A 13471-nucleotide genomic window follows, 5' to 3' on the forward strand; every position below is an offset into this window, starting at 1 on the left:
CTCAGCTGCCGATCCGCTGATGGACGGACAACAGCACATGGTCGAACTCGCGCCGGAGGGCGTCCAACGACGAGTCGACCGATGTCAGCTCGGCGACGATCTGCGCAGCCAGCGCCCGCAACTTGGTGTTGGTCTGCTGGGACCGCCACTGCAACAGCTTGAACGCCTGATCGGCGTCGACCTGATAGACCAGCATCAGCGCGCCCTTGGCCTGTTCGATGGCGGCCCGCGCGGCGAACAGGTCGGGCAGCGACTCGTCGAGGACGTCTTTGCGGGCGCGGTCCAGGGTGCCGCTCAGGTCGAGGTAGTAACCCTCGGTGCCGATCACGGCCCCCCGGTCGTCGCACATCCGGTCGCCGATGACGAGAACGCTGTGTTCGCGTCCGTGGGTGTCGAGAAACCGGTGGCGGCTGGAGAACGAACCACCGTGGTGCAGCGCGTGGTCGAGCAACTCCTGGACGTGTCGGCGGTCGTCCGGGTGTTTGTGCGAGAGCACCAACTCGGTGGTGGGCGTGACCGCGCCCGGTTCGTAGCCGTGCATCCTGGCCAGCTCATCGGACCATTCCCAGCGCTGACCGACAAACCAGAAACGGAAGCCGCCGACGTCGAGGGCGGCGGAGGCGACGGCCTCCCCGGCCCGAGGGGCGGAGGCGCGAACCGGATCCGGCATCTCCGCATTATTCCACCCTGGTCCGGCACGGAAACACATTCGGCGATGAAAGCCGTTCGGGCGCCCTTCTGCCGCGCCGACGCCGAACCGGTGAAACGGTCGTGCTCTGGGTATCCCCGCGCCATGACCGAACAGTTCAAGAAGGGTGACAAGGTCACCTGGCAGAGCCACGGCAGTACCGCCGAGGGGACCGTGCAGAAGAAGATCACGTCCGATACCGAGGCCGCCGGCCGCACGGTTCGCGCCTCGCAGGACGAACCCCAGTACCTGGTGCGCAGCGACAAGAGCGGCAACGACGCCGTGCACAAACCCGAGGCGTTGACTAAGAAGTCCGGCAGCTAGGCCTTCGACGACAGTTGACGTTCAGGACGCGGCGGTAGCATCTCCGGCGATGCTCCGCGTCGCGCTGATTCTCGTCGTCGTCGCGCTGTCGCTTGCCGGCTGCGCGGGCGCGCCGACTCGTACCGCGCCCACCGCCGAAACACGTGCGGCCGCGCCGCCGTCGACGGTCACGCAGGACCGGCCGCTGGCGGCCGAACCCGCCCAGATCGCCGCCGACCTGGTCGCCGACGAGTTCGCGCTGCGGGATCCGGCGTCGCCGGACGATCTGCTGGCCGCGGCGGCACATCGACAACAGGCGGCCTATCGGATACTCGGCCGCCATCCCGAATGGGATTCCCTGATCCGTCCTCACATCCCGGCAGGACTGCACCAGGTCGTCGACCGCAACATCGACGCGCGGCGCCAGCTGTCGGCGATGGGTCGCCCGAAGGACACGCTGCCCGCCTGGCGCATCGTCGAGCCGCGTCCGGCGCAGGAGCTGATCGGCTACTACCGCGAGGCGCAGTCGGAGTTCGGCGTCGGCTGGAACTACCTGGCGGCGATCAACTTCATCGAGACCGCGTTCGGGCGGGTGGCAGGCGTCAGCACGGCGGGAGCCCAGGGACCGATGCAGTTCATGCCCGCCACGTTCGCGGCCTACGGCGCCGGCGGCGACATCCTCGCACCACGCGACAGCATCATGGCCGCCGGCCGCTACCTCGCCGCCAACGGCTTCGACCGCGACCCCGACCACGCGCTGTACCGGTACAACAACTCTCAGAACTACGTGCGCGCCGTGCACGACTACGCCGCCGTCATCGCGGCCCACCCCAGGGCGCTGGACGCCTACCACCGGTGGAGCGTGTACTACAACACCACCTCCGGTGACATGCTGCTGCCCGTCGGCTACTCGCAGGATGCGCCCGTTCCTGTCTCCGAGTACACCGGCTCGAACACCGAGCCCTACACACCCACCTCGGCCGAGGTCCGGATGTCACCCCGCAGCGCCGAGATCCTCGACCGGCTGCTGGACGTCCGACGCGAAACGCCCGGCGCGGCCGGGGCGCCACCGCCGGCAGCCGTGCTGTCCCAGCGTTTCCTCGGCACCGCTTACGGCGCAAACACTCTCGTCGGTTCGCAGGGAGTACCCGAGCAGCTCGTCATCGACCTCGAGAGGGTGGACTGTTTCACGCTGGCCGACTACGTCGAGGCCCTCAAACGCGCCGAGAACCGAGACCAGTTCATCGATGCCCTCACCGCGGTGCGCTACCAGGACGGGCTCGTCGGGTTCGCCACCCGCAGACACTTCTTCACCGACTGGTCGGCCGGTTCACCGCCGATCGCGACCGACGTCACCGCCGACGTCAGCGGCGACGCGGTCACGGTGACCAAGAACCTGAACCGGCGTGACGACGGCGGCACCTATCTGCCCGGGCTGCCGGTGACGCGCCGCGAGGTCACCTACATTCCGGCCGAACGTGTCGACGGCGCGGTACTGGCCCAGTTGCGGCCCGGTGACTACATCGGCGCATACGCCGAGGACGGCGGCCTCGACGTCACGCACGTCGGGCTGTTCCTGACAGGCCCGGACGGGCCGGTGCTGCGCAACGCGTCGTCGCTGAGCAGGGATCAGCAGGTGGTGGACACGCCATTGCTCGACTACGTCGCGACCGTGCCGGGCATCGTGGTGCTGCGGCCGCTTCGGTGAGATCGCCGCAATCCGGACCGACGAGCCGCGACTGCAGGCCAGAATCGTCGCATGCGCTTCGGAAACTTCATGGCCCCCTTCCACCCCGTCGGACAGAATCCGACCCTCGCCATCGAGCGTGACCTCGACCTGATCGTGGCGATGGACCGCCTCGGCTTCCACGAGGCGTGGATCGGCGAGCACCACTCGGCGGGTTTCGAGATCATCGCCTCCCCCGAGGTGGTCATCGGCGTGGCCGCCGAACGCACCAAGCACATCAAGCTGGGCACCGGAGTGAGCTCGCTGCCCTACCACCACCCCCTGATGCTGGCCGACCGCATGGTGCTGCTCGACCACCTCACCCGGGGCCGGGTGATGCTCGGCTGCGGTCCCGGGCAACTCACCTCCGATGCGCACATGCTGGGCATCCCCGCCGACGAACAGCGCCCGCGCATGGAGCAGTGCCTCGATGCCATCATGCGGCTGCTGCGCGGCGAGACCGTCACGATGCACACCGACGGATTCACACTGCAGGACGCCCGCCTGCAACTGAAACCCTATAGCGACCCGTGCTTCGATGTCGCTGTAGCAGCGTCCTTTTCACCGACGGGTCCGCGCGGGGCCGGCCGGCACGGCATCGGCATGCTCTCGATTGCGGCCACCGCCAAACAGGGCATGGACCTGCTCGCCCAACACTGGTCGACGTGGGAAGAGGTCGCGTTCGAACACGGGCACGTCGCCGACCGCTCCAAATGGCGCCTGGTCGGACCGATGCATCTGGCCGACACCCGCGAGCAGGCTGAGCGGGATGTCGAATACGGTATCGCCGAATTCTCCCGCTACTTCAGCCACATCCTGCCCGCCGGACCGGTGCAGGGCGACACCCCGGCCGAGATCATCGCCAACAACCGGGAATCCGGGTTCGCGGTCATCGGCACACCGGAGGACGCGGTCGCCAAGATCTCCGAACTCGTCGAGGCGAGCGACGGCGGCTTCGGCGCTTTCCTGCTCTTCGACCACGACTGGGCGCCCCCCGCCGCCAAGATGCACAGCTACGAACTGTTCGCCCAGTACGTGATGCCGCACTTCACCGGCCAGCTCACCGCACCGGCAGCGTCGTGCGACTGGGTCACCGCCAGCGGAACCGAGTTCGTCGACCGGGCCGCGCACGCGATCGGCAAGGCGATCGACGACCACGCCGCCGAGCGGGAGTCGAGGCACGCCCCACGGTGAGCGGCGACGCATTCGCGGTCACCTCCCGTTACACCCGGCACGGGGACGCGCGCCTGCACTTCATGGACTCCGGCGGGGACGATCTCGGTGCACCAATCGTTTTCGTCCCCGGCATGACCGACACCGCCGAGGACTACCGCGCGGTGCTGCCGCTGTTCGGGCGCCGCACGGTGGTGGTGGAACTACGCGGCCACGGCCGCAGCAGTGCACCGGCCGTCGGCTACGACTTCGCGACCCTGCGTGACGACGTGGGCGCCGTGGTCGATGCCGTCACCGACGGCGACGTGCACCTCGTGACGTTCTCCCGCGGCACCACCTACGGAATCGGATGGGCACTCGCGCACCCCCACCGGGTGCGCTCGGTGTCGATCGGCGACTACGTACCCGAAGAAAAGGTGCTCACCGCCGACCAGGCACACCGGCTGCTCACCGGGCGCTGGCGTGGTTCAGCCGTCGCGGACCGCCTCGACGTCGCGGCCGCGCAGCTGACGTTCGAGGCGGCACGACCGCAATCGCTGTGGACGGCGTTGGCACACAACGGCATCCCGCTGCTCGCGGTGCGCAGCGGTGGCAGCGTGCTGGTCGGCGACGGCGACTGGGCCCGGTATCGCGAGCTGTTCCCCGAGGCCGAGTTGGTCGAGTTCGACGAGTCGCCGCATGACATCTTCCGGCCGGACCGCGCCCGCTACCCCCGTCTGGTTCGCGCACACGCCGAGCGCGCCGACGCCGCGCACCACTGACGGATCAGCGTCGACTAACACGTCGCCACAGTTCGTTGAACGACCCGAGGTCCTGCACCGCGCACACGGCGCGGTCCAGGCCGGTGCGGGTGACGGCCTCACCCTGTAGGCGCGCCCCGAACGCGGCGGTGACCCCGGCTGCGATGAAAGCGGTCACGGCGAGCATCCGATAGTCGGCCCAGGTCGGCTCAGGCGCCAACCGGGGACCACCGTGCACCCGCAGCGTCTCGAGATACTCTGCGAGCAGCTCCCTTTCGATCTGGCGCCGCACGTCGGTGTCCAGCGAGGTGACAGCGAAATAGGCGAGATCTTTGACACCGGGCCCCTGAGCTGCCACCTGCCAGTCGAACAGGATCGGGCGATCACCGACGAAACAGATGTTGCCGCGGTGGGTGTCGCCGTGCACGAGAGTCAACGGAAGCTCCCGCATGACCTCGGCGACAGCGCGCCGTCGCCGACGCAGGAGGTGGGCCTCGGCGCGCACCTCCTGCGGTAGCAGGTCGTGATAGCGGCGCGGGATCGCGGCCAGCAGTCGCCAGGTTCGCGGTCCCCACGTCACCGAGCGGGCCGCCGGCGGCGCGAAGACGGCGAGATCGGTGGTGAAACGCGGCGATTCCCAGAAGGCGGCGTGGAATCGCGCCAGCGCCCTGGCCACAGCGCGCGCCTGGTCGGGCGCGCAGGAGCCGGCGACGTCGCCGAAGCGCGCCCCGCGCGACGCCAGGTCCTCCATCAGCACCAGCGAACGGCCCCGCGCGGAGGCCGCTCCATACACCACAGGCGCGACCTCACCGAGCTCCGCGCCCACCCGGCGGTAGACCTCGACTTCGTTGCGCCCCAGCCGCATCGCGACGTTGAACAACCGTTCCACCGGCCGGGTCGGAGTCAGTTTGGCGAACACCCGCGCCGGTGTTCCCGCTGGCCCAGTCACCTCCAGGCGGGCGCGAACCGCGGTGCCGTGATCGGCGTGGATGACCTTGACACCCGTCACGGCGGCGTTGCCGGTCAGCTGTCGGAACACCTCAGCTGTGATGCCGTCCGGACGCGCCGGCACCGTCATGCGCTACACCCCGCGCTCGACCGGCAACCGGCCACTGTTCACAGCCTCGACCAGCGCCGCGTGGTCGGCTTCGGTCTGGTCGGCGTACCGCCGGGCGAACCCACTGAGCGCGTCGGCGACCCGGTCCGAGCGCCCCAGGTAGCCGGCGATCATCGACGCCCCGCTGGTGCGGGCATGCCCCTTGGCGAGCAGCTGGCCCACCACGGCGGTGTAGTCGACCAGCGCCGTCGAGTCCATCGCGTCCAACGGGATGGTGCCCTTCATGTTCCGGAACTGCCGGACGTAGAACTGCACGCCGCCCATCGTGGTCCAGCCCAGCAGCGGGTCGCTGACGGTCTGCAACGCCTGCTGGTACTCGACCACCCGCTGCCCCTGGTGGGCGTGCCAGGCGGATTCGCCGTGTACATAGCGCGCCAGCACGGATCGGCGCGCCTGCTTGAGCTGCAGGAAAACGACGTCTTCGGACGACGATCCCTCCAGCAGCGCGACGTAGGCGCGCAGTCCGACACTGCCCACGCCGACCACCTTCTGCGCGACGTCGAGCAGGGTGTAGCCGCCCAGGACCCGGCGCCAGTGGGTGGACAGTGTGGGCAGGTAGTCGTCGAGCGCCACCGCCAACGCGTCGGCTTCGCGTTGCGGAAGGCGGGTGATCAGCGGAGGCTCCTCGACGATCCTGCGCTGGCCGTCGACCTCCTGGGTGAACCGGGGCAGCGCACGGTCGCTGGTGCGGTTGCGTGCCCGTTTGGCCGACCGCTGCACCTGGTCGGCGAGCGGGCCGGCCGCCTGCCCCGCCAACCGGTCGACATCCAGCCGGGTGAACGACCGCGAGAACAGCGGCTCGTCGGCCAGGCGACGCAACTCCCGACGGTAGGCCGTCACACAGGAGTGCACCGCGGCACCGCAGTCATCCTCGGAAGTGCCGTTGTGCCGTCCGGCGACCCAGATGCTGGCCACCAACCGCCGCAGATCCCATTCCCAACCGCCCGGGTGCGCTTCGTCGAAGTCGTTGAGGTCGATCACCAGGTCGCGTTCCGGGGAGGCGTAGAAACCGAAATTGCCGAGATGGGAGTCGCCGCAGACCACGGGGGTGATGCCCGTCGACGGGAGATGTGCTACGTCATCGGCCATCACCACCGCGGTGCCCCGCAGGAAGCCGTACGGGGAGGCGATCATGCGACCCACCCGGATCGGGATCAGCGAGGGCAGCCGGCCCTGGTGGTTCAGTTCGATCAGACGGACCGGGTCGGGCCGGTCCGGCTGCGCGGCCCAGTCGGCCAGTGTCCGGCGTTTCACACGCTTGCGCAGGCTCTTACCGAGGGCGTACCGCTCGGCACGGGTGACCGGCCGCCGACGCAGCGAACGGTAGGAACCGCCGTCGGCCTCGGGCAGGACGGTGTGTCTCGTCGGGTCGGGCTCGGGTGCCGTGCTCGTCATCTGTCGCCGGTTCCCCACCGCTTCCATGGTGCGCGATGTGCGCCGGCGGCGGGCTGAGTTGAGCACATGGCTACCCCGGCCCGGCCACCAGACGGGGTTTCAAGCGCTGCGGAGCGACATCGGCTCCCGCGGCGAGGTCCTCGCTCAGCGCCGTGGCGTGGGCCGCCAGCCCGGCGGCGTCGATGCCGTAGGGGGCCTCTCCGCCGGCCGAGAGGCCGTCCGATGCGCGCCGAAGGAGAGTGATCGCACCCTTGGCGTTGCCCCGCTGGATGTGGGTGACACCCACCGCGAGCTGCGCAAGCGCCTTCCACAGATGCTTCTCGCTGTCCGGCCCTGTCTTCCAGGCCGCCTCGAGCACATCGTGGGCGTGGAACGGGAAGCCCTGGTCAAGGAGTCGCTGGGCGTAGCTCAGCGAATCGTGCGGCGCCAGTTCGAGGTCCTCAGGTATCCGGGCGACACCGGTGCTGCCGTGCGGGAGCGGACGGCCCAGCGCATCGCGCGGACGGTCGTTGCGCGGGCGACCGGTTTCGTCGCGGTCACGGGCAGCCACTCGTCCATCTTGGCATCCTGGCGTCGACGCAGACTGCTCTGCACCCGCATCGCGGGGCCAGCAGCCGACAGCGCTGCGCCCTCCGCCGCCGGCCACCTCGCCGACAACGTGAGCACCGCCTGAGCGCGGGCTTGACCAAGCATCGACAATCCTCGTTGTGGCACAGCGGACCGGCGGGACAGCGCTGACACTCGCGTTCGCGTTCACCGTGATGGCAGATCCGGTTTCGTCCGTCGCCTACGCAATCGAGGCGGCACTGCGAGGTCTGCACGGAAATCTCAGCAGCCTGCTTCCAGCGATGGCAGCGGTCATCGCCATCATCGCGGTGATCTCGGCGACCTATCACTATCTGATCGGCCGGTTCCCCAGCGGGGGTGGCGGCCCAGAGGGCGTCGCGCACGCCTTCGGCGAAGGCTGGGCGTTCATCCCACTGGGTGCGCTGCTGATCGACTTCACACTCACGGTGGCGGTGAGCTGTGCGGCCGGGGCGTCGGCGCTGATCGCCTACCTGCCGGCATTGGAGTCGTGGCGGACACCCCTCGGACTCGGCCTCGTCGTCCTCGTCGCCGGCACCGTATTGCTCGGCCAAGTCGGACGCGTCGTCTTCGCCACCGCCACCGTTGCGTTCATCGCGTTGTCGATCGGTGTCATCGCCTCGGGCGTCGTCGGCACTTCAGCGCATGCCGCCAACCCGGGCCACACCTCGGTGGGACAGACACCGCTTCTGGTCGGCGCCGGGCTGGGCCCGGTGCTGCTCGCCATCCCGCTCGGAATGGCGTTGGCAACGGGTGTCGAGGCCCCGTCGAACGCGATCGCTCAAGTGCCTCAACTCCACGACCGAGGCCGGCGGCGGCTCGGGCGCCTCACCCTGTGGGCAATGGTCGGAATCGTCGGCACGCTGACAATCGCCTTCACCGCGCTCACGGTGTACCTCGGCACCGGCCTGCCGCCGGCGGATTCGACGCTGATCGCCGAGGTGGCCCGGCAGGCCACCGGAGGTGGACCGTTGTTCGTGGCCTTCCAAGCCAGCAGCGCGCTGTTGCTGTTGTCCGCCGCCGCGTCGTCGTATCTCGCGGGGTCGGGAGTCCTCAAGGCACTGGCGACCATCGGCGAGAACGGCCCGGGGCTGGTGCCACCCCGATTCGGTCGAATCAACCGCTTCCTCATACCGGAATGGGGTGTGGGACTCGTGTTGGTCGCCGCGGCGATTCTGGTGGCCGCCAGCGGACGCGAGCAGAATCTCGTCGGTTTCTACGCGGTGGCCGTCTTCGCGAGTTTTCTGGCGGCCACGATCGCCTGCGCCCGCCTCTCCTATCGGGAAGGACGGCGGGTGACCTTGTTGCTCAACGTCGTGGCGGCGGTCCTCGTCGCGATGATTCTCGTGATCAACGCCACCCGCCTGGACGGGATGATCGCCCTCGCCGCCTCCGCGGCGGTGGCGGCGTATCTGTGGCGGACCTGGGTCCGGCGCGGCCGTCCGCGCGGCGTGGCAACTGCCGGCGCAGTATGACTCCGCGGGGATACCGCCTCACCGGGTTGGGCGACCCGTACACGCCTCGCCGTGCTCCGGACGCACGTCGACGAACAGCCCCCACCGACTCGATCGTCATCGCTTCGGCCGCCGTCCGGAGCCGGACAGACTGAAGGGGCCGCATCTCTGCGGCCCCTTCTTTGTGGAGCTGCCGGGAATCGAACCCGGGTCCTACGGCATTCCCTCAAGGCTTCTCCGTGCGCAGTTCGCTATGCCTCTACTCGGATCCCCTGATCACGCGAACAAGTCAGGATGACGATCCCAGTCGCTGTTTGGTGTCCCGATGAGTCCCGCGACCGGACTCAACGGTTGATCCCTCTAGATGACGCCAGGATCCGGGTCGAGGGATTACCCGGTCTGACGGACTAGCTGTCGCTTAGGCAGCGAGAGCGTAGTCGCGCTGATTGGAATCGGCGCTTAATTGGTTGCAACGACGCTTAACGGTGGTCAATTGCCTGCACCGGCACGCTTCCCTTGATTCGATGCGCGAAGTCGAAACCGTTCAGCCCCTTGTCTGTGAAAACTTCGGCACACCCGCCGACCGTCGGCGGACACTCCATACTACCGACGAATCCAACACCGCCAACCGATTAACTGTTCCCGCGCGCCCATCCGCCGACCGATTGGTTCCCGCCGCGCGCCCGACTCGTCGACCGATTGGCTCCCGCCGCGCGCCCCACTCGCTGACCGAGGACCTGTTCCCGCGGCGCCCCACTCGCCGACCGAGTACCTGTTCCCGCGCGCCCCACCCCGCCGAGAGTGAAACCAGTGCGAAAAACGGCCGGGCGGATTCGCAAAGGATTCACACTCGGCGAGGACCAGGGCGGCTCGGCACGGGAGCGCCAGGCATCACGGCGGCTCGGCAAGGAAGCGCGAGGACCAGGGCGGCTCGGCACGGGAGCGCGAGGCAACACGGCGGCTCGGCAAGGGAGCGCGAGGCAACACGGCGGCTCGGCAAGGGAGCGCGAGGAGCGGCACGGCACGAGAACTGCCAGAAGCAGCGCGGCTCGCCGAGGCAGCTCAGGAACCGCGCGGACCGGCCCGCTCAGATCACGTAGTTCAGGTTCTCGACGACGCGCCGGCCGACAGTGTCATCACCGTCGAATTCGATGTCGGCCTCGTGCTCCGCTGCCGGTGTTCGGCCGCCGGCAAGCCGGGTGAACAGCAGGCCGTCGATCGTGATCGTCGTGGTCGGATCCGCCCCGCCGAAGTCCTCGACGAGCTTGGCGCGCCCGTCGACCTGCACCTTGATCGTGCGCTGCAGCGGACCGGTCAACTCGATCGCCACCCGCGACCCGTCGGGCGCACCGGCACGCTTGCCGACCACGAAGCCCATGCTGCCCGCCATCTCGTCGAGGGACAGCCGGGCCGTGGTGGTGGCCAGCTCGCGGTCGGAGGCGGGCGTGCCGATCGCGTCGCGGATGTCGTGCTCGTGCATCCAGCAGTCGAAGATGCGTATCCGCATGAACCGGCCGTAGCTGTCCGGCCCGGCCGGGGTGAAGGTGACCTCGTTCCAGACCTGTTCGCTCATATCCTCGAGCGCCGTGCGCCGCGCTTGCAGAATGGCCTTCAATTCGTCCCGCATCTGTTCGGGGCTGTGCGCGCGCATCGAGTGAACCCAGGATTCGTTCATCGCCCCGATCTCGTTGCGGACGTGTCCGAGAGCGGAGACGTCGATGTCGATGTCCGGTGCGGGCAGCCCCTGCAGGAACGACTCGGTCCCGATGATGTGGGAGACCACGTCCTGCACGGTCCACCCCGGCAGCGCCGTCGCCGTCTTCCACTGGCTGTCCGACAGGTCGGCAAGCAACTTCTCGAGGTCTGCCCAGACGGCGAAGAGACCCGAAAGCACCTCGGCTTTGGGCAGGACGGTGACGGGGCGGTCGGTGCTGTTCACGGCCCGAAACTTAGTCCCCTTTCTGCGAGATCTCCGGCGAATCGGCTCCGCTGCCGGTCAGCCGGCCCTGCCATTGCGCGGCGAATTGGGTCATCGGCGCAGGCCACCCGAACAGCCGCCCCTGCGCCATCCGGCACCCGGCGGTGGCGATGGTCGCGAGTTGCTCGGTCGACTCGATGCCCTCGGCGATGACGTCGATACCGAGGTCGGCGCACAGTCCGATGACCGAGCGGTACAGCGCCAGATCGCGAGCGCGATCGGCGACCACGGCCAGGCTGCGGTCCAGCTTGACGACGTGGACGGGTAATGCGTGCAGATAGGTCAGCGAGTTGTAACCGGCGCCGAAATCGTCCAGGGCGACGCGCACACCGCCCGCGTGCAGCCGGGCGATCTGGGCTGCGGCGTCCGGCAGGTCCACGATCGGCACCGTCTCGGTGATCTCGACGACCAACCGCTCGGGCGCGACCTGGTACCGGTCCAGCGTGTGCCGCAGCCGCCGCTCGAAATCGATGTTTCCCAGCCGGGCCGCGCCGATGTTGACGTGGATGTCGGCGCCCAGGCCGGCCGCCTGCACCTCGCGACAGGCGAGGTCGAGCACGAGGGCATCGAGCACCGCTCCCAGACCCGCGGACTCGGCGACCGCGACGAACGTCTGGGGCGGGATGTGGATGCCGTTGGGGGCGGTCCAGCGGGCAAGTGCCTCGACGGCGACCACAACCTGGTCGGGCACCGACACGATCGGCTGATAGGCGAGGCTGAAACCGGTCGGTACCCCACCGGACGCCGCACGCAGGGCAGTCGGGAAGTCGGCGTGGACCCCCGCCGACGGTTGATAGACGATGGCGGTGTCCTTGCCGAGCCGCTTGCCCGCGTACATCGAGACGTCAGCTTGGCGCAGCAGGTCGTCGGAGGTCTGCGGCGCCCCGTCCAGCCCTGGACGGACCAGTCCCATGCTGGCCCGCACCCGCACCGACGACCCGTGCACGGGAAAGGGTTCACGCAGCGCCACCCGGAGCCGTTCAGCCACCACGTCGGGGGACTCCGACCCCCCGCCGATCAGGATCGCGAACTCGTCTCCGCCGATCCGGGCCAACATGTCGCCGTCCCCGACGCAGCGCGCCAGCCGCTCGCCGACCGCGCACAGCAGGTCGTCACCAGCCGCATGCCCGAAACGGTCGTTGACCTCCTTGAAGTCGTCGAGGTCGACGAAGATCAGCACGAAGCGGCGGTCGTGCATCGCCTCATCGAGCCGCTGCGCGAAGAACAACCGGTTGGGCAGACCGGTCAGCGGGTCGTGCAGCACCTGATGGGCGAGCGTGTGCTGGGCCTCGTAGAGCCGACGGGTGAGCACCCGCTGAGCGCCGGTGACGAGCACCTGGCGGACGGCCACGAAGATCACCATCGTCACGGTGGCAGCGATTTCGCCCGGACTCAGTTGGTGGCCGGTGAGCAGATGGGCGGCGAGCAAAACCGTCACGCCGAGGAACCCGGCGTAGGGCAGGGTCAGTTGAGCCCAGTCCATCGGCCGGAGCTCGGAAGCCCCCGGTCGCTCGTCCTGGCCGTCGCGCAGGGAGTAAGCGATGAGCAACGGTCCCAGTACGAATCCGAGTCCCGCTGTGATCGCGCCACGGGACGGATCCGCGGCGGCGAAGTAGGCCACGATGCGATCGGCTGAGCCGATCAGCACCACCCCGGATCCGAGCAGCAGGTAGTTCGACCGGCCTGGCTGATCTGGCTCGTAGACCATTCCGACGACGGCGGCGATGACCACCACCGTGAGCTCGAGGATGGCGAACACCGCCTCGATCCCGGGGGAGCCCGATCGCGGCAGCGACGCGCTCGACTGCGCCCCGAGGTTTCCGAGCAACACCAGCACGGTGAACGAGATGGCGGCCACCAGACCGTCGAGCACGGTGGTGACGATGCTGGAGACGTCGGTGCGCACCCACCGCCGGATCACGTCACCACAGCCGTGGGCGAGGGCCAGCACCGCCGCCAACGCGAACGCCAGGAACGCGAAGTAGGCGGCGGCCGCCCACCAACTGGACCGTCCTCCGTTCAGCAGCCATTCGAGTTCACCGATCCACAGGCTCGCGACCGCCGCCACCGCCAGCAACCGCCACCAGCGGTTCGCGCCGGTCGCCCGGCGCGCCACGATCACCCCGTAGCCGATCGCGGCCGCGCTCGCCGCCGACCGCATCCCCAACGCAATCCAGCGCCCGGTCTCGCTGTCACCGAACACGAGCACGTTGGCCACCACCAACGCAACCGCGATGATGACCAGTGCACCCCGTGCTCGGTAGCCTGTGACGACCCCACCTCCTCCGTTGCAGCCACCGACTCCCCTCGGT

General features: G+C 69.0%; 10 protein-coding genes, 1 other RNA gene and 2 pseudogenes. 6 read left to right on the plus strand and 7 right to left on the minus strand.

Annotated elements, in window-relative coordinates; all coding sequences use genetic code 11:
• Position 1: 1 nt before the first annotated feature.
• The gene (locus ACEWX3_RS19910; RefSeq protein WP_374157445.1) at positions 2-670 is read right to left on the minus strand and encodes a PAS and ANTAR domain-containing protein; all 669 of its coding nucleotides are present in this window, start codon (positions 668-670) and stop codon (positions 2-4) included.
• A 123-nt stretch (positions 671-793) separates the two neighbouring features.
• Between ACEWX3_RS19910 and ACEWX3_RS19915 the strand changes: the two genes are divergently transcribed.
• The 5 genes and pseudogenes from ACEWX3_RS19915 (at position 794) to ACEWX3_RS19935 (ending at position 4651) form a co-directional block, all read left to right on the plus strand.
• Positions 794-1012 carry a DUF2945 domain-containing protein gene (locus ACEWX3_RS19915; RefSeq protein ID WP_207066282.1) on the plus strand — a complete coding sequence of 73 codons (219 nt, stop codon included), beginning with the start codon at positions 794-796 and terminating at the stop codon, positions 1010-1012.
• 49 nt (positions 1013-1061) lie between these two features.
• Positions 1062-1952 (plus strand): annotated as a pseudogene (locus tag ACEWX3_RS19920) (transglycosylase SLT domain-containing protein); the annotation flags it as partial.
• A gap of 135 nt (positions 1953-2087) precedes the next feature.
• A pseudogene (locus ACEWX3_RS19925) lies at positions 2088-2699 on the plus strand (DUF1460 domain-containing protein); the annotation flags it as partial.
• A 51-nt stretch (positions 2700-2750) separates the two neighbouring features.
• Complete coding sequence (locus ACEWX3_RS19930; protein WP_207066284.1) at positions 2751-3911, plus strand: LLM class flavin-dependent oxidoreductase; 1161 nt, start codon at positions 2751-2753, stop codon at positions 3909-3911.
• Between the two features lie 62 nt (positions 3912-3973).
• Positions 3974-4651 (plus strand): alpha/beta fold hydrolase, encoded by a 678-nt coding sequence (locus ACEWX3_RS19935; protein ID WP_374159906.1) that lies wholly within the window; start codon positions 3974-3976, stop codon positions 4649-4651.
• Between the two features lie 4 nt (positions 4652-4655).
• Here ACEWX3_RS19935 and ACEWX3_RS19940 read toward each other — a convergent pair whose 3' ends face one another.
• The 3 genes from ACEWX3_RS19940 to ACEWX3_RS19950 form a co-directional block, all read right to left on the minus strand.
• Positions 4656-5708, minus strand: coding sequence for a phosphotransferase (locus tag ACEWX3_RS19940; protein WP_374157446.1), 1053 nt, complete (start codon positions 5706-5708; stop codon positions 4656-4658).
• A 3-nt stretch (positions 5709-5711) separates the two neighbouring features.
• On the minus strand, positions 5712-7142 hold the full coding sequence (locus ACEWX3_RS19945) for a DUF2252 domain-containing protein (protein ID WP_374157447.1): 1431 nt from the start codon (positions 7140-7142) through the stop codon (positions 5712-5714).
• Positions 7143-7212: 70 nt separating this feature from the next.
• Complete coding sequence (locus ACEWX3_RS19950; protein ID WP_207066287.1) at positions 7213-7692, minus strand: DUF309 domain-containing protein; 480 nt, start codon at positions 7690-7692, stop codon at positions 7213-7215.
• Positions 7693-7849: 157 nt separating this feature from the next.
• On the opposite strand from ACEWX3_RS19950, the gene ACEWX3_RS19955 reads away from it, so the two are divergent.
• Positions 7850-9202, plus strand: a complete 1353-nt coding sequence (locus tag ACEWX3_RS19955; protein ID WP_374157448.1) for an amino acid permease — start codon at positions 7850-7852, stop codon at positions 9200-9202.
• A 161-nt stretch (positions 9203-9363) separates the two neighbouring features.
• On the opposite strand, the gene ssrA is transcribed toward ACEWX3_RS19955, so the two are convergent.
• The 3 genes from ssrA to ACEWX3_RS19970 all read right to left on the minus strand — a co-directional run bounded on the left by ssrA (position 9364) and on the right by ACEWX3_RS19970 (position 13380).
• Positions 9364-9733: a transfer-messenger RNA gene (gene ssrA, locus ACEWX3_RS19960) on the minus strand.
• Between the two features lie 535 nt (positions 9734-10268).
• On the minus strand, positions 10269-11120 hold the full coding sequence (locus tag ACEWX3_RS19965; protein WP_374157449.1) for a maleylpyruvate isomerase family mycothiol-dependent enzyme: 852 nt from the start codon (positions 11118-11120) through the stop codon (positions 10269-10271).
• Between the two features lie 10 nt (positions 11121-11130).
• Entirely contained in the window at positions 11131-13380 is a 2250-nt protein-coding gene (locus tag ACEWX3_RS19970) for a putative bifunctional diguanylate cyclase/phosphodiesterase (protein ID WP_374157450.1), read from the minus strand.
• Between the last annotated feature and the right edge of the window lie 91 nt (positions 13381-13471).

Origin of the sequence: Mycobacterium sp. G7A2 (assembly GCF_041902445.1) — a bacterium.
Taxonomy (GTDB): Bacteria; Actinomycetota; Actinomycetes; order Mycobacteriales; family Mycobacteriaceae; genus Mycobacterium.

Bases quoted from the DNA above. Each gene is read 5' to 3' on its own strand.
- ACEWX3_RS19940 (WP_374157446.1), bottom strand. From the start codon at position 5,708: ATGACGGTGCCGGCGCGTCCGGACGGCATCACAGCTGAGGTGTTCCGA.
- ACEWX3_RS19935 (WP_374159906.1), top strand. From the start codon at position 3,974: ATGGACTCCGGCGGGGACGATCTCGGTGCACCAATCGTTTTCGTCCCC.
- ACEWX3_RS19930 (WP_207066284.1), top strand. From the start codon at position 2,751: ATGCGCTTCGGAAACTTCATGGCCCCCTTCCACCCCGTCGGACAGAAT.
- ACEWX3_RS19915 (WP_207066282.1), top strand. From the start codon at position 794: ATGACCGAACAGTTCAAGAAGGGTGACAAGGTCACCTGGCAGAGCCAC.
- ACEWX3_RS19945 (WP_374157447.1), bottom strand. From the start codon at position 7,142: ATGACGAGCACGGCACCCGAGCCCGACCCGACGAGACACACCGTCCTG.
- ACEWX3_RS19910 (WP_374157445.1), bottom strand. From the start codon at position 670: ATGCCGGATCCGGTTCGCGCCTCCGCCCCTCGGGCCGGGGAGGCCGTC.